This window comes from Armatimonadota bacterium (assembly GCA_020354555.1).
Lineage (GTDB): Bacteria > Armatimonadota > Hebobacteria.
Genome location: CP070648.1, coordinates 1,282,930 through 1,302,050 on the forward strand (window position 1 = coordinate 1,282,930; position 19,121 = coordinate 1,302,050).

Consider the following 19,121-nt stretch of genomic DNA (forward strand, 5'->3'; position numbering starts at 1 on the left):
GCGTCGCCGCCCAGGCACTTAGCTTGCGCGAGACTCCACGCTCGCCTTAGTCGCTTTGAGTGACAGCCTCCGGCCGGTCGCCCGCGCTTCTCACGGCTGGGCCTGTGCTTTCCTGCGGCTCAGTCTCGTCCTAACCGCATCGCTGGTCAGCTCGCGCAGGGCATCGGAGGCAACCCAGTTCGTCCTCCGCGGACTTGCGGCGAGAATCTCGTTCGCCGTCCTGATGGCCTTTCGATTCAGACGAGGATTGCGCTTGCCGATTTGCCGCAGAGCCCAATTGATGGCTTTCCTGACGAAGTTTCTGTCGTCGCCGGCCTCGCGCTTGATGATGGGCAGGAAGCTTTCGAACGATTCATCGGTTGCGCCCTTGTCGTGGACGCTCAACGCGGCCATCAGGACGAACCCGGCGCGTTTGACGAACTCCTCGTCCCGCGCGCTCCATTCGAGCGCCTTCTCGTAGGCAAACGGTGTCTTGTCGAAGAGATTACTGCAGCACTGGTCGCACACATCCCACGAATCAAAGTCCCTGACCCACCGCTCCATTTGCCGTTCCGTCACGAGCTTCGGGTCGTCAACCAGGCCGGCGAGTATGCGCGCGTCGTGGATGTCTGAATCCCACAAGCGCTGCGCGAGACCGTGGTCGCGGCGGATCTCTTTCGCTATACGCCGCAGGGCAGGCATCGAGGCCCCGTACGTGTTGCGCGGGTTGATGCCGAACCGCGCCATGCCCTCGACCGCTCGCGGGTCGGCAAGCGACTTCAGGCGCTTCATGATCGCTTCGTATCGCATCTGTCTTCGACGGCGCTGATGGTGCGCACTCCCCGGAACATTTCTCGGCTTCGCCGGGGCATGACATCCGACCAGCCGCCGGGCCATGGCCGGGGGCGGCGTGGAACGACGGCGCTACACCCCGCGCCTCGTCCCGGTTGATCGGTGGCACAGTCCCGCCAGTGCGCAGCCCAGTAGGAGCATGAGGATGCCCACTGCGGTTGCGCGAGGGGCGTGAGACGCGAGTGCCACCGCGTCATCTGTCGGCTCAGCAGCGTCGTCGCCTACCGAGCTGGCGTGCCGGTCTCCGAGCAGTTCGTCAAGCTCCTGCTCCGTGAACACATCCTTGCCTTCGTCGCCGATCTGTATCGCCTGGCCATTCGTCACCACAAGCACGCGCGGGCCCTGGGAGAAATACTGATTCAGCTCCGGCCGCCTTCGCGTCAACTGGAAGTAGGCCTCGCTGTAGGCTTTCACTTGCACCACCTGTTGCACGCCTTCCTTGTACCGCGCGTCCTCCCAATTCCCGCCGCGATTGAAGAAAGCCTGGTTGTTGCGCGTCTGCGCTTGCTCATATCGGAAGGCATCCCCAGCGCGGTCGAGCTGCACGTTCTGCGCGGCGAGGTTGGACTGACTCCTGAGCATCTGCGCGTTCTGCCTCTGCGACGTCGCCCACGACCCGACCGGGCCCGCCGGCCCCGCGGCCCCGGCCGGCCCCTTCAGGCCTGCGTCCACGTTGCTCATGGTGATGCTCCGCGCCTCTTCGAATTCGATTCGGCTCCCTTCCTCAGCCAGGAATGCCGTGTACTCGGTCAGGATGCCGTATCGTGTGCTCAGCGCGATTACCTCGTCAACCAGTTCCTTCTCTTCGCCGTGCACCATGATCTGATCGAGCAGCCAGCCGATCTTCCTGCTTGCCCATAATGGGGCAATGTAGTCGTGCTCGCGCTGCGATGTCGGGAACCGCACCGACGTCGCGAATCGCTTGCGCTCAGGCGAGGCGTAGCCGGTCAGTGAGACTTTGGCCATCACCGGCTTCTCGGCGCGGTAACGCCCGAACACGAGCAGCTGCGACCCGGCGAACAGGTCCGGCATTTCCGCAGGAAACACGTCATAGGTCTCGACTTCGGCGACGTCCAGCGCCACCCGGGTCAGCACCGGCTGGGCGACCTTCGCGAAGAAGCGCGAAACCTTGACTTCGATGTCTTCCTTGGGCCGCACGTACTCCGTCACCCCTCCGTTGTTCTGAGCGAGCTGCTCCAGGAAGATCGTGTTGACGTCGTAGCCCGCACCGAAGACGAACAAGCGGGCTCGCCGATCGCCGCCCTGCGCGTTCCATTTCTCGACGTCTTTCGCAATCGTGCCGATGTCCGTCTGCCCGACCGTCGGCAATCCGTCGGTCAGGAACACGACATAGCTCGCGCGCTTGTCGTCGAAATCCATCCCAAGCGCCGTGTCCAGCGCGGAGTGGATGTCCGTCCCGCCGCCCGCGGTCATGTCCTCCACGAGCTTCCGCGCCTCGCGCACGTTCTCGCGCGAGGCCGGCTTCAGCCGGTTGCCGACCCCGTGCACCCTCACGGTATTGCTGAAAGTGATGATGCGGAACCGGTCGTTCTCATTGAGACTGTTGAGACAGAACGCCAGCGCGCCCTTCGCCTGCTCGATCTTCTCCCCCGACATGCTTCCGGACTGGTCGAGCACGAACGCGACATCTTTGGGCTGCACATCCTTCCTCGCGAGCTGCGGCGACGGCGCGGCCATGACGAGGAAGAAGCCATCCTCCCCCGATTCCTTGTAGGTCAACACGCTCGTACCGACGTCCTTCTCAGATACCGTATAGTGCAGGACGAGATCGAGGCTCGGCCTTGTGCCGTGCTCCTCGAGGGTGGCGAAAGCCGTGTGCGCGTCTGCTTTGTCCACTTGCATCTCGTGGGTGGGGGAGTACACTGCGCGAATGGGTGTCCTGGACTCGACCTTGATCGCCACGCGCACTTCCTCGATCGGCGCGGACGAGAACTTCTCCGTGCTCAGCGGATAGACGTAGCTCACGACGCCGCTGTCGTACGCGAGAAGCTCAGTGTACTCCATCTGAATGCGCTTCGTGCCATGTGCTGGAATCGGGAACACGCGCACGCGATATGTGTCCCTCCCGACGTACTCCAGCAGCGCCGGGTCGCGGCGCTTTCTCACGATGCTCTCGTAGATCTCACGGGCCTTGTCTCGGTTGAGGAGTTCCGCGTGCAGCGGCTGTCCTTGGTCGTAGAGCGTGAACTCGCGCACCGACGCGCCGTGCGGCAGAGGGAAGACATACACCGCCTCCTGCTCTCGACCGGAGCGGTTCTCGAAAACCTGGTCAATCTTCGTGGTCGCCGCTTGGCCCTCGATGGTGACGTCCACGCGGTGGTACTTGACCGCGAAATTGGGGGCGTCGGGACGCTCGGGAATGAGGATGCCGTCCGCGGGTGCAGGAGTCGCGCCGCCCAAGACCACCAGTGCGGCCAGCATGGCGGCCAGGCCGACCCCACGCCGCATGCCGAAAGCCTTCAGGAACACGTTGCGAGACATCTTACCCCTCCTCGATGGGGCCCGGGCGTTGCCGAAGCGCGCTCACGAACCCCATTCCAGAGGAGTTCCGGCGGCGCGGCGCTCTGCGCCACGCATCCAACAGCCGAAACCCCTTGAGATCGCACTATCCATTTGACCTCTAGCAGGGGCAGAAGGTTCCAGGGATTCTGGCATTGCGCACGTGGAGGGGGCAACGACAGGCAATCCGAGGACTGACGGCTAGCCGGCCACGGCGCACAAGTGCTCGGCGTGCCTCAGGCTGCTTGCCGGCGGGCTGTGGGCCTTACTGCGGCACTTCGAGGTCAGCCAGCCATTCGTCCGTGATGCGCTTGCCGAGGAGGAAGAACTTGCGGTCGGGGTGCCACAGGACGTTGTTGCTGTTGCGCGTCGTGAAGCTCGTGTAGACTCCGATGTCGGTGCGCTTGAGCGGCCCGATCCCCGCGCCGTCATTGTCCATGAGCTGCTTCGACTCGCTGAACCAGATCGGCTGCTCGGCGCGCGGACGATACTTGCCCAGCGCGATGAAGGCCGGGCGCCGGTTGCGGCCGGATTCCTCGGGCTGGCTGCCCTCGAAGCGCCCGTCATTGTTGTGGTGCAGCAGAACGTAGCGCCCGTCGGGAAGCTCGTATATGGGGCAACAGCACAGCGGCTCCAAGATGGGCTGCCCATGATCGCGCCGCAGCAAAGGCGCCGGACTGCGCCATGTCCTCCCGTCGTCGTCGGACACGCTGTACCAGATGTACCCGCTCATCGTGCGCATGGTGCAGAACAGCCGCTGGTCGGGAAGGCGAACAAGGCTCGGCTCCTGCGCGACGCTCAGCATCGGCTTGTCGTAGTATGGAACGCACAGCGCCTCGTCGCCCCACGCCGAGTACTCGACGTTGATGTCCTTCGGCTCGGGGTTGTCATCAATATTCGTGAAGCGCATGAACTCGACGACCGACTCCCACGCGCACCAACTGTTCTTGTGCGGCGGCGTGCGCACCGCCTTGCTCACCCACCGCGTGAATCCCGTGAACCAGCCACCGTGCAAGTCGCGAATCGGTTTCTGCCACACGATCCAGTTCGACGGCACCTTGGGATCGGGGTCGTCGTGCGGGCTGCGCGGCATCGGGATCGTCTGCGGCGACGACCAGCTCTTGCCCATGTCGTCGCTGTAGACGCAGTCCATCGTGCCCGTGATCTGATGGAGCACGTCGTCAATCCCGTGGTACTGGTTGTAGATCACGTAAATGCGGCCGGAGCGCGACACGATCGGGAATCCCCAGCTTGCCATGTAACCCTCGCCCGGCTTCATCGGACCGACCAGGCGCTCCGGCGCGATCCACGTCGCCCCTTCGTCGTCCGACCGCGAGAAGACGATGCGATGATCCCCCGCCCCCTCGTGGCTGCTCTGGGTCCACACCGCCATGAGCGATCCGTCCGGGCCGTCGAAGACGAGGAAGTGCTCGTTCCCCGTATCATAAGTGGAGCCGTCCACCGACCCCGGCCTGTAAACCACATAGTCCGGCTTGGTGCGCTGGATTTCAACATCGAGATCGACGTCCATGCTCGCATACCTCGTTTGAATTCGCGATGTCGCCCGGGCGCATCTCGCGCGCGGACGAGCGGCGGCGTCGTCTATTTCGGAGCCTCTCGTCTCAGCGGCAGGAGAGGCAGCGCGCGCGCGAGGGCGTCCGCATCATCTTCGAGCAGGAACACGAACACCTTCATGCCCGCGCGGTTCACCTCGCCGGTGTCGCGATCCGTGAAATCGCTCCGCCCGTCGGCGACGTAGACCAGGCCGTCCGAGACGGCAATCCCCCGCGGGTCATTGGAAAACGGCCCGAGATGCCAGAAGCCTCGAAGCTCCTGCAACTCGGAATCCATTTCCAGGAATCCGCTGCGATGGTTGCGCCAGTTCTGGTTCCCCACATAGGCGGAAAACGTCGCGAACACGCGGCGCTGCGTCTCGTCCGTCCCGATCCCCGCGATGTGATCCCCAAAGCCCTCGAAACGCGGGATCACGGGATCACCAAGTGGGGCCAAGGTCTCGGCCGTCACCTGATAGATCTTCGTGCGCCCCGCCGCCAGCAACAGCCTGTCGTCAATCGCCTCCATGCCCTCCACGGCGCCGATCGCCTGCGTACTCCAGCGCCGCAGGACCTGCCCCTGCGCCGCATCATCGAGCGACAGGGAATAGATGCGTTTGCCGTCGTCGTCCGCGAGCAGCAGCACGTCTTCGCCGTTGACGCGGACGACGTCCAGGCCCTCAGGTCCCGGCGCGGTGAGCGTGCTGCCCGGGAACGGACTGGTCGGGATCGCGCGCGCCACCCGCCCGGTGCGCCGGTCAAGTGCATAGATCAGATGCGCGTTGTCATCGGCCACATAGACGCGCTCGCCGAGCACAGTCACGCCCTCCGCGTCTTCGCCCATGGTGCCGTCCGTCGTCGGCCGCAAGTTGTAGATCCCGACCAGGAGCGGCACGCGCACCGGCAGCTCGTGGGAAGTCCGGGCGGCGCCGCGTTCCACCACACCCGCGACGGTCCTGGGATATGCGTTCGGGGCTTCGAAGACGCTCGCGTAATTGGCGCTCACACTCGCCTCGCCGGCGTTCGAGAAGACGTTTGCGGCAGCATAGACGGCGGTCCTGGACATCTCTCCCGTGTGCTGTTCGGCGCCGTGCGCGACGAACCCCACGCCGAAGCGGCGGTTCGCGCTGAACGTGCAGTTCTGGACGCAGAGCACGTTGTAGTCGCCGCCCTCGACCGGAGAGTTGATGATCTCGACGCCGTCCTCGCCGTTGCCGTTGAACCGGCTGTCAAGGATGAGCGCATGCGTCCGCGTCGCGAGGCGAATCTCGATGCCGTCGTCGCCGTTGTCTGAGAACGCGCAGCCGTGGACGAGCACGCCCGCGTCCCCGTCGTAGTCCAGGCCGTCATCGCGGTTATCAACTAATCGGCTGGCGAGGATAGCCCCCTGAGTTGATTCGAGGTCAACGCCGTCGCCGTTACCAGTGACGAGACACCTCCGCATCAGCAGCACGGTATTGAAATCGTTATCGAACCCGACCCCGTCTGACGCGTTGCCTGCGATGTGACAGTTCTCGATATCCAGCGACGCTCCGGCCCGGAGCAGTATCCCCGTCTCTCCGTCTCGAATGGTGAGACCGGCCATGCGGGAATGTCCCGTCACCGTCACCACGGCGCCGTCGCCGGCTGCTTCGCCCGTGATTACGCACGTCTCCGCGTCTTCGCCGATGAGGTGGATCGCCGACGGCAGCACTACCCGCTCTCGATACGTGCCGGGCGCCACCAGTATCGTATCGCCCGCCGCCGCGGCCTGCACGGCCCCGCCGATCGTCTTGAAGTCGTCGGGCACACGACGCATCGCCGCCTGGCATACCGTACACGCGAGCCCCGAGATGGCCAGAACGAAGAGGTGTCGCACGACACGGCTCCGGAAATGCGATCGACGCATCGCCACAGCGCAAGCCGTCAGCCGTCTAGTCATCGGAATTCCGCCTTTCCAGGATTGGCTCACCCCAATGCGCCCAGTCGCAGACATTCGCCCCATCGGAATCCGTAATGAGAGTGACGAGAACCGTCTGCCCCGCCCATTTGCCGAGGTCCAGCGTGGTCTCCTGCCAGCCCTGCGGCTGAGGCACAGGCGCTTGCCACAGGATCTCGCCGTTCACTGCCGCGATGAACAGCACGCTTTCCCCGCCGTCGCGGACCCCGTAGTGGAAGCGCAGTCGGCATGGCTCCTCAGGAAGCGCCAGCGCCCAATCAAGCACTGTCCGTCCTTGCGACGGCGTGTGTCCGCTGATCGCGCGCATTGAGACGTCTCTCATATCCACGTCTGCGATGGTCCCGCTGCCATAAACGCTGCGGTCGCCGCCGAGGCCTCGCGACAGTGTCGCCGTGCTGAATGGCAGGTCGGCCAGCTTGGCCGGCAGCGACACCTGCTCGCGCTCGTACACCAGCGCCGCCCACAGTGAACGACCGCCCCCCTCGAAGTGATAACGGCGCGGCCTCTGGTCGCTCGCGGCCGCCGACGGGATCGTCGCCTGTGCCCGCGCATCTGACACCAGGTCAAACGCCAACGGCCCCTCGTCTGCGCCGGCCTCGATCCTGGCGTCATTCCAGTAAGCCCAGTCGTAGGAAACATCGCCGGCGGGACCGGGAGCCGTAATCAACCGCAGCGTGGCCACCGTGCCCGCGAGGTCGCTCAGGTCGACTTCGCTCTCCATCCAACCCGCGTCTCGGCTCTGGTGGCGGGTGAATCGGGGTTCACCGTTGATCGAGATGACGAACGTGACGCCGTCTCCGGTATCCTTGAGGTCGGGAACGTGGACGATGTCGGCGAGCCCTGTGGCGAAGCGCAGCGTCAGCGCCTCGGCCCGCGGCAGCTCGACAGTGAACTCACCAATCGTTGCTCCACCCGCCGCCTCGCCCTGCCACGGAGGGTGAGCGAAGATAGCCGGGCGCCGCTCGCCCTTGCAGGGGGCGCTTCGGGCGATGAAGACGCCGCCATCGGCAAGAGGTCCGGTCTGACCGTCGAGACTGCCGGGCGCCTGCCCGGGCGGTGACATCAAGCGCCGCGCTTCGCCCATCGCTTTAGACGCCTCCCACACGAGCTTCGCGTAACGCTTGACCTGGGCAACGGCCCGCCGGGCGCCGCGATAGAATGTCTGCAGCACCAGTGGTCGCTCGGGACGCGCGACGGCCACCGCTTTCGGCACCGGTTTTCCGGGCCGCGCCAGATAACGCCGTTCCGGGTCGAGGCCGTACACCCCGTTCCTGTCTTGCGCCGGCCAATCGGACACCACCCACGGCGCCGGCAGGGCATTCGTACCCGCGGCTATGAGCATGACGGGCGCCCGCTCCGGGCCGCGCAAGACCCAGCCGTACGACTCGCGTCTCAAGTTCGCCCGGAAGCCGGCGTTGCCGCGCCACGCCATGGCCTCGCTCGGCGCCAGATCAAAGTCGGGTCGGAGCTGTTGTGTCGCCCACAGCCGCCCGAGATCCAGCGCAAGCCGCACGCCATCGGCTTCCCAGTCAATGCTCGACTCGTGGACAGGCAAAGTCGGCAGGGACGCCAGTCGGACACCGACCTCTGTTGCGTCAACGTATGCTGCCAGGGCGGTCACCGGGTCGGGCATTCCGAGATGCCCGTAGAGCTGCACGAACGGAGAGAACAGGAAGCTCCGCACGGGATGGTACGTCCCCAGGTGCTCGTTCGGGTTCCAGAAGATCTCGCCCAGCTGCGCGAACGAGCATGGCAGGAGCACCTCGTGGATCCCTTCCGTGCCGATGGCGACCTCGGGCAGCGCGGCGTGCAGCTCGCGGAGGTATAGCTCCGCGCCGCCGAGGGCGTTGACGCCGTTCACGCGGCCGTGGGTGCTGTTGATCAGCACGGGATAATCCAAGTGGATGGCGTCAAACCCGAGCGTGCGATGAGCTTCCACCATCCGCTCGATGAGCAAGCGCCGCGCCTCGGGATACGCCGTGTTGAGCACGACGATCTGATGCTCCGGGTCGTGAGGGCGATCGAGGTACCAGCCGACGAGGTTCCCCGACCAGCGATCGCGCAGGAGCATATCGTCGTATTCGTCTCGCAGCGGATGCCGCGGGTTGATCCCGGCGAAGTTGAAGTGCAGCATGACGCGAAAGCCCAGCCCTCGGACCATGTTGATCCAGTCCGCGACGCCAGGGCCGGGCTCGTATTCCGGATAGTTGACGTCGTAGCCGTAGGACCGCCAACTTGGGACGTAGATCAGCGTGCGGTCTGGCGGCACTTCGCGGGCGAGTCGCTCCAACTCCGGGCGCTCCAGGAGAGCTTGAATCCGCACCACGAAGCCGATGCGACCTGCCCAGTCCGGTTGCCGCCGGGCGAGAGGCGTCAGGCCGTAGGAACGCTCCATCAGCCTGCGGTACTGCCCGGCGGGGCTTTGCCAGTGGCCCTGATACGCATCCAGTCGCCACGTCACGGCATCAAAGCTGCGATGGTCTTGAGCCGGGCCGTCGGTTTCCGTGGCAAAACGCAGAGCGGCCGTCTCGCCCGTGCGCTCGTAGCTGAGGTGTTTGAACTGCCTGAGGGGATCATCGGTCCAGAGCGAGATGCCGCCCTTCTCGCCTTGAACGAACAACGCGGCCGCCTGCCATGACCCCGGCCACTCATAGTCCACCTCGGGTTCGGTGCGAGCGGCATCCACGACCACGCCACCGGCGCCTGGGACAATCAGTCCTACTCTCCGCAAATCCAGGCCGCGCCAGCCCCACTCGACGCCGCCGATTCCGCCTTCGGCCCGCGCGACGCGTTGGGCGATGACAAGCCCGCCGGTCGCCTCGTCGGCCTTGACGGTGGTCGTGACGCGAGCCGGCTGCTCGCCTGCCGTCTCTGCGACCCATTGACATCCCCCCGGAAATTGGCGCTCCCGCACGAGGCGCGTCGCCTTGAGGACGCCGCCCTTCTCCATCACTCCAACCTGCGTTTGCCCCTCGCTGGGAGCGAAATAACGCTCCCCCGTAAGCCTATTCTCGAACGACACCAGGGATCCGTCATCGAAAACAGCGCCCACGGTGCTCGTCGTCACGGTGAGGGACTCCGCCTTCGCTGCGGCCGTCATCGTCATGGCAAGCACCAGGGCAAACGCAAACCGGCTCGTGGTCATGCTGCGCTCTCCGCGATCTCTCATAGTCACATCGCTTGTTTCGTTCTGCCACTCCGCAGTCGCGCCCTTCTGTCGGTCGTCGGCCGGGCGCTCCCTTGGCACGAGCGAAGGATAATGATGTCCTCTTGATGGCGAATGCGCCGAGCAGGTGAGGAGGGCATGCGCGGCGCAATCCTGATCCATGCTTACGGCTGCCCCGCCGAACCGCGACCAGCAGCGGCCTGTGGTTTCGATTCCGGCTCATGCCGTGCTATGTGGGCTCGGGCTTGCGATTGCGGTCGGGCTGTGGATGCTGCACACGCCCGCCGACGGGCCCTGGGGGTCGCGCTTCATCGCGGGTCAAGCCATCGCCTTCGCGGCTTACCTCGGCGCGCTCGCGCTGGCGCGGAGCGGCCGCCTCCGCGGTGTCGCTGCGCTCACGCTAATGCTGGCGTTCGCTCTAGGCCTGCGTGCGGTGACGTGGGTGCGCGCGCCGCGCTTGTCCACCGACTTCTATCGCTACATCTGGGACGGCCGGGTTGCCAACGCCGGGATCAACCCGTATCGTTACGCGCCCGCAAACCCGAAGCTGAGCCATCTCCGCGACGACCTGTGGCGTCCCATCAACCACAAGCGCGTCCCAACCATCTACCCGCCTGCCGCGCAGATCCTGTTCGCCGGGCTGTGGCGCGTGCCCGGCGGCCCGGAGCGCACCTTCCGGTGCGCATTCGTGTTGTTTGATCTCGCGGCGCTCGGCCTGGTGTGGATGCTGCTCGTCCGCCTGCGTAGGCCCCGCGAATGGCTCGTGGCGTATGCCTGGCATCCGCTGGTGATCACCGAGTTCGTGGCTGGCGCCCATGTGGACGTTGTCGGGGTATGCTTCCTGCTCGCCGCCTTGGTCCTGGCGCCTCCGGCGAATGACAGACGGGTCGGCTGGTCGGCGGCGGCGCTCGGCCTGTCCATTATGACCAAGGGCTACGCGTTGGCGGCGCTGCCGTTCATGTTCCGGCGCCATGGTTGGCGATACCCGGCATGGGTAGCGGTCACGTGTGCTGCGGTCACCGCGCCGTTTCTGGGGGCTGGCGCCGCGCTCTTTGGCGGGCTGACCCAATACGTCGCCCGGTGGCGGTCGAACGCCAGCCTGCTGCTGTGGATCGAGCGTGCGGTGGCGCCGCTGACGAATGACGAAGCAGTCGCGGCAAAGGCGATCGTCCTGGCCGCGCTGATTGTGCTCGCTATCTGGCTCATGCTGCGCGCGACGCGCGATGACGGGGATCCCGTGCGCAACACATTCATCATTCTCAGCGCGGCGCTGCTCCTGGGTGGCCCGGTTCTGCCGTGGTATGTCGCGTGGACCGTGCCGTTCCTCTGCCTCTGGCCTGTCGCCGGATGGGTGCTGTTCACGGGGCTGGCTTCAGTGGCATACTACACTCACTGGTCGCTGCCGGACGCGGTGTCGCCGGCAAAGCAAGTCGAATACGGCGTGGTGTACGCCGCACTGGCCATCGAAGGCGCCTGGCGCCTTTTCCGCCTCAGACGAATCGGTCGGGTCGCCAGCACAGGCTCCGCAGAGCCATCCCGATAATCGCGGCGCCCGCCTTTGCGGAACCGGTAATAGTGCCGGTTATCTTGGACTTCCCAATGCGACGGCGATAGCTGACCGGCACCTCCGCGACGCGCAGGCCCGCTCGTGCTGCCTTCGCCTGCATCTCCATCGTCCAGCCGAACGCGCGATCCGCCATCCCCAGTTCCATGAGCGCGTCCGCGCGAATCGCCCGAAACGGCCCGAGATCCGTCGCGCGCTGTCCGTGAAGCAGCCACAGCATCCGCCCGGCAAGCCAATTGCCGAACACGGAATGCGAAGGCAAGGCGCCTCGCTCGCGGGTTCCCGCCGTGCGCGAGCCGATGACCAGGTCGGCGCGCCGTTCCAGGATCGGAGCAACCAACCCAATCATTTCCTCGGGGTGGTCGCTGTAGTCCGCGTCGAGGAAGACGACGAGGTCCGCGCGATCGAGTGCCGAGACTCCGCGCAGACACGCCGCTCCGTAACCGCGCTCCGGCTCGGAGACCACGCGAGCTCCGTGAGATCGGGCGACCGCCGCCGTGCCGTCCGTGCTGCCGTTGTCCACCACGATGACTTCCGACGCAAGCTCGGGGGGGATGTCGTCCAGCACGCGGCCGATGGACGATTCCTCATTCAGCGCCGGAATGACTACGCCGATGCGCGGCGGACAATCCGAGAGCCGCAATTCGCGCAACGCAGCGCGGGTTGCAGGGCAGGGCGTCGGCGCGCCGCGGGCTTCGATCGCGCGCAGGTGCGCAGCCAGGAAGCGCAGATCGTCAACCGTGTCCACGTCGTACCATGTGGCAAGCAAATCGACCCGCAACTCCCGGCGCTCAGCGGCCGATCGAGTCTGCGCGTGCGCTTCGGGGGTGCTCCACGGGATGTCATCCAGCATGTGCGGGTCGAGTGAGCGACCGGCGATCAGATAGTAGCCTCCGTCGCGTGTGGGGCCGAGCACGATGTCGGCCCCGCGCAGATGGCGCGCGGCCGCCGTGATGCGCGATACCGGCAAGCTCGGGCTGTCGGATCCGACGATGACCACGCGCTCACACTCGCGCGCTCGAGCGCGCGCCCAAGCGTCGGCGATGCGCTCTCCGAGGTTATCGCCCTGCTGGGGGAACACCTCGATTCCAGGGCACGCGCGCTCGATCCAGGCTGTGCTCGAGAGAGACGCGCCCGCCCACGCGATGAAGGGCCGCGCATCGCGCAGACGCGATGCGGCAGCCACGGTGTCCTGCAGGAAGCCTTGATAGAGACGCGCCGCGCGCTCCGCCCCGATGTCTGCGGCGAGACGACTCTTCACCTCGCCCGGTTTCGGCTCCCGCGCAAAGATGACCAGGCCGAAAGTGAAGCCCATGCCCTCGAAGCCGTCCTTCGATACTTACGAGGCAACTAGCGAACCCATGCAGCCGGAGCCTGCGCCCGCGGTACACCCATAGCAGTGGGTCGCGGTCTTTATGGGCCGCGCGGAGAGAGCCGCATAGTCGAACTCCCATATCGTCTGCGGCACATCCTCGCCGAGTCGCAGGTCGAGCGCCTGGTTGAAGTCGCAGTCGTACAGCCGTCCGTCCCACGCAACGCTGAGCAGCACTCGGCACATAACGTGCGCAACGGCCTCCGGGTTGTGGCTTTTCACCAGCAGGTCCCAGTAGTCCTCGAGGTCGCCGGATTCGCGCAGTTGCTCCTCGAAGCGGCCGATGGGCATGTTGGTGATAGTGATCAGGCGGCTGAACTCTATGCCGTGGTCGCGGCCCAATTCGTGTCGGTACGCGTCCTCCAGTTCGGCTTGCGGGCCGGGCAGGGCGGGCCCGGCGGGATTGTACACGAGAGTGAGCGACAGGCCGCTGTTGGCAACGCCATAGCCGATCCCGTTGAGTCGCTTCAGCGCGGCGATGCTCTTGCCGTACGCGCCGTTGCCGCGCACGGCGTCAACGTTCTCCTGCGTGTAACACGGCATGCTGGCCACCAGCTCTGCCGTGCGCTCAGCAAAGAATTCGGGCAGATCGGCCTGCTCCGGCTCTGTGAGAACGGTGAGATTGGTGCGCACCTTGACATTCGGGACGACCGCCGCGGCGGCACTGACGAAATCGCGAAACGTGGGGTTGAGTTCCGGGCTACCGCCGGTCAGGTCGAGCGTCTCAATGGGATGCCGCTCCAGCACCGACACGATCGCGCGCTGGGTGTCCCACTCCATGCACTCCTTGCGCTCCGGGCCGGACGCGAGATGACAATGCCGGCACGACTGGTTGCACAGACGGCCGAGATTGACTTGCAAGATGTCCAGGCCGGACGCCTCTATCCCAGGAAACGGCGAGTAGATCTGCATGAGCTGCTCCTACGCATTGATGATGTCACCTAGCAGTGGAAGCGGGCGCGCAATGGATGGTCCTTCGGCAGTTCTTCCCAGCGTGCGCGGTGGGCAATCAGGGCGCGTGTCAGATCGCCCACACGAATGTCGCCGACGAAGCATCCGCCGACGATGTATCCGTCCCGCAGCACCACGCGCGCCGTGCCGTGCGGCGTGTAGGGAGCCCACAGTGTCTCCACACCGTCCTGGTCCGGGACGATGCTGCCGACGCCGCAGAAGTCCACGCCAGCAAGCTCGGACACATTCAGGAACGGCGCGGCTTCGTAGCGCTCAGCCCCTCCCTTCATGTTCGCCCCTGCAACGCGTCCCATGTGCGCGGCGACGTACCACAGCATTTCGGCCGGAGCGGCGGAGCCGTCGGCCTGCCGCACCTGGGCACAGTCGCCGGCCGCGAATACGTCGGGCAAGCTGGTGCGCATAGAGTCGTCCACCACGATGCCTGCGGCCACTTCCGCGCCCGCCGCTTCGGCCAGCTCGCGGTTGGGCGCGATACCCACCGCGAGGCTGATTATCTGACACGGGATGTGGTCGCCGCTCTTGGTCGTGACCCCGGTCACGCGGCCGTCCGCCACCGACATCTCGGTGACCTCTTCGCCCGTGCGGACGTCCACACCCATGCGGCGCAGCGCGTCATGGACTACCTCGGCCTCCTCGGAAGTCATCTGCTTCGCCAGGAAGCGGTCGTCGCGCATGATGAACGTCGTCTTGATGCCATGATGCGCGAGCGACTCCACGATCTCGATCGAGGTCAGCCCGCCTCCGACGACGACGGCGGCCTCCGCGTCCTGCATGGCGTGGGTGATCTCCACGACGTCGCGCAGGGTATTGAGGCCAATCAGGCCTTTGACGCCCTCTCGCACCCAGGGCAGCATGCGCCCGCGGGTGCCGGTTGCCAGCAGTATTCGGCGGTAGCTCAACTCGGCCCCGTCAGCAAGTGTGATCGTGCGCGCCTCTGGGTCAAGCGAGGAAACGGTCGTGGCGCACTGGAGGTCGAATCGGTTGCGCCGGTAGAAGCCCCTGGGGCGCCCCACGGTGTCCGCGAACTCGATGCGCCCGAGGAGGTAGTAATAGAGCGCCGGGCGCGAGTAGAACTCGCACTCCTGATCGGTAATCACGATGACTTGCGCCCGCGGGTCGCGCGCGCGTATGGTCTCCGCCGCGTTGACACCTGCGACGCCGTTGCCGATTATGATGTACGGGGCTGCCATGGATTACGCCTCCCTCTGGCGAGGCGCCGCCAATTGGCGGACGAATGGCCGGCGGAAACGATACGTGTTCTTCACCGCGGCGGCATGCTCCGGCTCCGGAAACTGCCGGAAACTGAGCGCGTAGCGCGGGCACACCGCGATGCACGCTCCGCAGCCGACGCACTGATCGTCCTTGAGCGGAATGCCCTGACGCGCGCGCATGCGGATGTCAATGCCCATCTCGCAGTACCGATTGCACGTGCCGCATTCGATGCAGCGCTGATCGTCGGTGTAGATCGCGAATCTGCCGTGTTGGGACAGCGCCCCAAGTCCCGCCGCAAGCGGGCAGAAGAAGCGACACCACGGCCGGTTCCCCAGAATGGGATAGAGCCCGATCCCCACGAGATCAACCAGCACGAATCCGACGATCCACTCGTACCATTTGAAGGGCCAGGTGACCTTGAACCACACGCCCAGGGTTACGATGCCCGCGGCGACGAGGATCGCGTAGAAGGTGCGGTCGAGGCCCTGAGCCCGAGGTCCTTTGGGGCCGATGGTACGGAACGCCTCACCCGCGGTCTCCGCGAGATTGCCGCAGAAGCAGAACCACGAGCAGTACCGCTTGCCGAGGACCAGCGCCACCGCAGGCCAGACAATGAAAGACATGATGGCCCCGTAGACGAGGATGGATTCCGGACGGTTCGGATTGAGGACGCTCATGTGTAAAGGCCACGTGAGATGAACCCGCCGGGCGAGAAGCGGCATGCCGAAGCCCAGGGCGAGCGGCCCGGCCATGATGATCCCGATGACGGTCTGCACCGTCATCACGGAGACCGTGCGCCAGCGGAAGTAGGTGTTCTTCCACCGTCGGATCACCCACACGCCGAACACGATGACGCTTGCCCAATACGCCCACGGCACGAGCGGGCCGAGCCAGCGCGGGCTGCCCGGCCACAGCGCGCGGATGACGATGACCGCGAGCAGCGAAAGCACAGCGGTTCCCGCCAGCCACGGCAGCACGTCGAAACGCCGCCGCGCTCTGAAGCGCTCGCACAGCGGACAGTGATCGAAATCGTGGTACTGTGCTATGTCTGTCGGCTCCGCCACGTTGTCGTTCGCCTCCTGCTCGGCGGTCCCGAGGTGCCCCCGACCGGTCGGTGCTGCTGGGCCAATCGCGCGCCCCGAATCGCGCTGTGTCCGCGCATTACAACCGGTGGAGTCGATTTAGGCGGTCCAAGCGATTGCCCCTGCGATGCGATGTTGGATCCATCTACCATACGTCACGTGCCGCCCGGATGCTGCGAACCGCGGTGCGCCTGGTACACGCCCGGTTGAGACAGGCAAAGCCAATCCCCGTGGTAAACATGCCGCACAACGTTGTGCCGCGGCCGCAACAGGAGTCACTGGTGAGAAGTCGGGAACGAATGACAGTCCATTGCAGCGCGACGATGTTCGGACGCCGGTGCTACACGAAAGGGCGGGGGAATGAAGGTTTGTGCCGCTGTTCTAGTTGCGATAGGGCTGGTATTCTCGACCGGATGTGCGCCCGAGAATGCCGTCGGCATCGGCGACTCCGCGCCGACCGCCTTCAGCCACGAACTGTTTGACGCGGTGCTCCAGGAACACGTAGGATCCCACGGCCTGGTGGACTACGCGGCGCTGCGGAGGGACCGCGCTCGCCTCGATCAATACCTCGACGCGCTGGCCCGAACCGACGCATCGTCCCTTCCGTCGCGTGAGGATCGTCTGGCCTACTGGCTGAATGCCTACAACGCATTTACCATCGCGGGCGTGCTCGACCACTATCCCGTGAAGAGCGTGCAAGACGTCGAGCGCTTCTTCAAGGAACAGCGCTACAAGGCCGGCGGCGCGCGATACTCACTGGACGACATCGAGAACGCGGTGATTCGGCCGACTTTCCGGGAGCCGCGCATCCATTTCGTCCTCGTGTGCGCCGCGAAGAGTTGCCCGCGCCTGTGGAGCCGCGCAATTGATCCAGGTACGCTCGAACAGCGGCTCGAGGCGTCAGCAAAAAAGTTCATCAACAGCCCCGCAGGCGCGCGCGTTGATAGAACGAAGAAGGAGTTGACGCTGTCAGCGCTCTTCAAGTGGTACCGTACGGACTTCCTCGGCGAGGCGGATTCGCTTGCGGGCTACGTGCGGCGGTACCTCGATGATCCGCCCTCTGACTTGGCGCAGTACCGCGTTCGCTTCCAGGCCTATGACTGGAGCCTTAACGAGCGGTAGGCGCCCGGCCCGCGGCCCGAAGGAGCTTGCTCGCCCGCTTAGGCGTGACTCATTCGCCGCGGCAGCCGGTTATCGGTCTCGACCAGTCGCTCCATCAGCCGTATCAGCAGGTCCCTCTTCAGCTCGCGCCTCCCGGGGTCATGCCAGAGATTGTGCAGCTCCCCCGGGTCTCCGCTGAGATCGAACAGCTCCCCGTACTCCTGCCCGGGATAGGCCGTGATCTTGTAACGCTCAGTGATCAACGTGCGCAAACGCAGACCGAGATAGTCCTCGTCATTCTCGACGACGACGCTGTCCTGCAAAGCTCCCGTTTCCCCGCGCAACTGTCCCGCGAACGAAATGCCGGGCCAGGGCGGGAGCTGGTTCTCGGTTTCCGGCTCAGGCGGCGCCAAGCCCTCGGGTATCGGCACTCCCGCGATATCCAGAATCGTCGGCGCGAAGTCGAGATAGCTGATAAGCCCGGCGCTCGTGACGCCCTTGGCAAAGAGGCCCGGGCAACTCCAGATGAACGGCATATGGACCAGGCCGTTCATGTGAAACGGCCCCTTGTTGATCATCCAGTGATCTCCCATCATGTCCCCGTGGTCGGAGAGGAAGCACACCACGGTATTCTCGCGCAGGCCGCACCGGTCGAGCTCATCCATCACGCGCCCGATGTTGTGATCGACGTGCGAGATCATGCCATAGGTCAGCGCGAGAATCTCCCGCAGCTGCTCATCGCTCATCTTCGTCGGGCGCATGCGCCCACTGAGCGGCAGCGGCCTCTCGTACACCTCTCCGTAGAACGGCGGCAGCGTCTCGAGTTCACCCTCACGACGCGTGGGCATGGGCATGTCGGCGGAATCGTACATCCTCGCCCACGGCTCCGGCGGGCAGTAGGGATGATGCGGATCCGGAAACGAGCACCACGCGAAGAACGGCTCCTCGCGCGCATGCCGCTCGAGGAACTCAATCGTCCGATCCGCGACCCAAGTGTTGTAGTGCAACTCCTCGGGGATCGCGCAGTGCCATGCCTGCTCGGCATTGTGGGGAGTTGGCGTGCCGGCCTCGGGCTTCCACAGCCCTTCGGCTCCGGGGTCTTTGCCGCGCAGCCAGCGACGGTAGTCACCGGTCGTTCCGGGCCCGTGGCCGATGCTTATCTCGGCGGTCTGGAAGCCGAAGTACGGCGTCGGCATTGCGTCGAGAATGCCGTGGTTCCAGAAGTAGTACGACTCGGCCCAGTGAGCTGGATCGAGCGTACTCGGATCAACGCCGTGAGGCGTGGAAAAGGGGAGCAGATGGAGCTTGCCGACGGAGTGCGTGGAGTAGCCCGCCTGTGACAGCGCGTCGAGCATCGTCGGGAAGCGGCGATCCAGCGGGATGCCGTTCGTGCGCACCCCGTGAGCGCGCGGCGTCAAGCCGTTGAACAGCGTGGCACGCGACGGCATGCACAGCGGGTTATTGACGTACGCGCGAGTGAAACGGACACCGGCGGCGGCGAGCCGGTCCAGGTTAGGCGTCTGGATCACCGGATTCCCCGCGCAGCCCATGTGGTCGCCGCGCATCTGGTCGGTCACGAAGCACAGGAAGTTGAGACGTCTAGGCATCCAGTTGTCCTCCTCGTCCGTGTCGCACCAGTACTGCGGCGCCGCCCACCGCGCAGCACCGCGCCCGCCGGGCGCTGCACCCGGTAGCCGGTTCCATCTCTCTGCAGTTCCAGCACTTCAATCAGCACCCCTGCCTGCAGCCGACTGCGCTCGGCCGCTGCCAGACCGCGCCCGCTGGCCGAAGCACGATGGCTTCGCCGGC

General features: G+C 65.4%; 12 protein-coding genes. 2 read left to right on the forward strand and 10 right to left on the reverse strand.

Going from position 1 to position 19,121, the window contains the following annotated elements:
• Positions 1 to 90: 90 nt before the first annotated feature.
• The 5 genes from JSV65_05225 to JSV65_05245 all read right to left on the reverse strand — a co-directional run bounded on the left by JSV65_05225 (position 91) and on the right by JSV65_05245 (position 9,988).
• The gene (locus JSV65_05225; protein UCH35755.1) at positions 91 to 789 is read right to left on the reverse strand and encodes a DNA alkylation repair protein; all 699 of its coding nucleotides are present in this window, start codon (positions 787 to 789) and stop codon (positions 91 to 93) included.
• A gap of 114 nt (positions 790 to 903) precedes the next feature.
• Positions 904 to 3,333: a VWA domain-containing protein gene (locus tag JSV65_05230; protein UCH35756.1), complete on the reverse strand. Its 2,430-nt coding sequence runs from the start codon at positions 3,331 to 3,333 to the stop codon at positions 904 to 906.
• 283 nt (positions 3,334 to 3,616) lie between these two features.
• Positions 3,617 to 4,882, reverse strand: coding sequence for an exo-alpha-sialidase (locus JSV65_05235; protein ID UCH35757.1), 1,266 nt, complete (start codon positions 4,880 to 4,882; stop codon positions 3,617 to 3,619).
• A gap of 71 nt (positions 4,883 to 4,953) precedes the next feature.
• Positions 4,954 to 6,762, reverse strand: coding sequence for a right-handed parallel beta-helix repeat-containing protein (locus JSV65_05240; GenBank protein ID UCH35758.1), 1,809 nt, complete (start codon positions 6,760 to 6,762; stop codon positions 4,954 to 4,956).
• A 55-nt stretch (positions 6,763 to 6,817) separates the two neighbouring features.
• Positions 6,818 to 9,988: a hypothetical protein gene (locus JSV65_05245; protein UCH35759.1), complete on the reverse strand. Its 3,171-nt coding sequence runs from the start codon at positions 9,986 to 9,988 to the stop codon at positions 6,818 to 6,820.
• 223 nt (positions 9,989 to 10,211) lie between these two features.
• Here JSV65_05245 and JSV65_05250 point away from each other — a divergent pair, with 223 nt between their 5' ends.
• Positions 10,212 to 11,552, forward strand: a complete 1,341-nt coding sequence (locus tag JSV65_05250) for a DUF2029 domain-containing protein (GenBank protein UCH35760.1) — start codon at positions 10,212 to 10,214, stop codon at positions 11,550 to 11,552.
• On the opposite strand, the gene JSV65_05255 is transcribed toward JSV65_05250, so the two are convergent.
• From JSV65_05255 to JSV65_05270, 4 genes are read right to left on the reverse strand one after another with little or no spacing between them, the layout of a single operon-like run.
• Positions 11,500 to 12,888 (reverse strand): TIGR04282 family arsenosugar biosynthesis glycosyltransferase, encoded by a 1,389-nt coding sequence (locus tag JSV65_05255; GenBank protein UCH35761.1) that lies wholly within the window; start codon positions 12,886 to 12,888, stop codon positions 11,500 to 11,502. The genes JSV65_05250 and JSV65_05255 overlap by 53 nt on opposite strands.
• A 24-nt stretch (positions 12,889 to 12,912) precedes the next feature.
• Positions 12,913 to 13,857 (reverse strand): arsenosugar biosynthesis radical SAM protein ArsS, encoded by a 945-nt coding sequence (gene arsS, locus JSV65_05260; GenBank protein UCH35762.1) that lies wholly within the window; start codon positions 13,855 to 13,857, stop codon positions 12,913 to 12,915.
• Between the two features lie 29 nt (positions 13,858 to 13,886).
• Positions 13,887 to 15,107 carry an NAD(P)/FAD-dependent oxidoreductase gene (locus tag JSV65_05265; GenBank protein ID UCH35763.1) on the reverse strand — a complete coding sequence of 407 codons (1,221 nt, stop codon included), beginning with the start codon at positions 15,105 to 15,107 and terminating at the stop codon, positions 13,887 to 13,889.
• Between the two features lie 3 nt (positions 15,108 to 15,110).
• The gene (locus JSV65_05270) at positions 15,111 to 16,193 is read right to left on the reverse strand and encodes a 4Fe-4S binding protein (protein ID UCH35764.1); all 1,083 of its coding nucleotides are present in this window, start codon (positions 16,191 to 16,193) and stop codon (positions 15,111 to 15,113) included.
• A 378-nt stretch (positions 16,194 to 16,571) separates the two neighbouring features.
• Between JSV65_05270 and JSV65_05275 the strand changes: the two genes are divergently transcribed.
• Positions 16,572 to 17,333: a DUF547 domain-containing protein gene (locus tag JSV65_05275; protein ID UCH35765.1), complete on the forward strand. Its 762-nt coding sequence runs from the start codon at positions 16,572 to 16,574 to the stop codon at positions 17,331 to 17,333.
• A 38-nt stretch (positions 17,334 to 17,371) separates the two neighbouring features.
• On the opposite strand, the gene JSV65_05280 is transcribed toward JSV65_05275, so the two are convergent.
• The gene (locus JSV65_05280; GenBank protein ID UCH35766.1) at positions 17,372 to 18,919 is read right to left on the reverse strand and encodes a sulfatase-like hydrolase/transferase; all 1,548 of its coding nucleotides are present in this window, start codon (positions 18,917 to 18,919) and stop codon (positions 17,372 to 17,374) included.
• Between the last annotated feature and the right edge of the window lie 202 nt (positions 18,920 to 19,121).

Bases quoted from the DNA above. Each gene is read 5' to 3' on its own strand.
- JSV65_05225 (UCH35755.1), bottom strand. From the start codon at position 789: ATGCGATACGAAGCGATCATGAAGCGCCTGAAGTCGCTTGCCGACCCG.
- JSV65_05230 (UCH35756.1), bottom strand. From the start codon at position 3,333: ATGTCTCGCAACGTGTTCCTGAAGGCTTTCGGCATGCGGCGTGGGGTC.
- JSV65_05235 (UCH35757.1), bottom strand. From the start codon at position 4,882: ATGGACGTCGATCTCGATGTTGAAATCCAGCGCACCAAGCCGGACTAT.
- JSV65_05245 (UCH35759.1), bottom strand. From the start codon at position 9,988: ATGACCACGAGCCGGTTTGCGTTTGCCCTGGTGCTTGCCATGACGATG.
- JSV65_05255 (UCH35761.1), bottom strand. From the start codon at position 12,888: ATGGGCTTCACTTTCGGCCTGGTCATCTTTGCGCGGGAGCCGAAACCG.
- arsS (UCH35762.1), bottom strand. From the start codon at position 13,857: ATGCAGATCTACTCGCCGTTTCCTGGGATAGAGGCGTCCGGCCTGGAC.
- JSV65_05265 (UCH35763.1), bottom strand. From the start codon at position 15,107: ATGGCAGCCCCGTACATCATAATCGGCAACGGCGTCGCAGGTGTCAAC.
- JSV65_05275 (UCH35765.1), top strand. From the start codon at position 16,572: ATGAAGGTTTGTGCCGCTGTTCTAGTTGCGATAGGGCTGGTATTCTCG.
- JSV65_05280 (UCH35766.1), bottom strand. From the start codon at position 18,919: ATGCCTAGACGTCTCAACTTCCTGTGCTTCGTGACCGACCAGATGCGC.